Consider the following 293-nt stretch of genomic DNA (forward strand, 5'->3'; position numbering starts at 1 on the left):
CTCGGCGCGCCTCATCGCGTTTGGCTTCCTCGGGATTGAACGCCAACACGTAACGGACCCGGGCCTCGCCGTCTCCCACCACGACCTCCTTCACTTTCAAGTTGGGGCGAAGTTCACGAAAACGTCCAGGGCGCGTCAACGCCGCTTCCACCGCCGGTTTCCCGGAGGTCATCTTCTCCCCAGCGATGTAGTGACCCCGGCGCGTTGCAGGATCCGCAAATTGCTCTCTGAGACGAAACCTCGATCCACGACCGTGATCACGCGACCAAGCCGCCAACCGATGAGGTCCTGTT

1 pseudogene is annotated in these 293 nt (G+C 61.8%); it reads right to left on the reverse strand.

The features are described 5' to 3' along the window. Positions 1 to 293 (reverse strand): annotated as a pseudogene (locus J3481_RS14780) (IS1634 family transposase); the annotation flags it as partial.

It is taken from the genome of Alicyclobacillus fructus (genome assembly GCF_017329605.1).
Taxonomy (GTDB): Bacteria; Bacillota; Bacilli; order Alicyclobacillales; family Alicyclobacillaceae; genus Alicyclobacillus; species Alicyclobacillus fructus.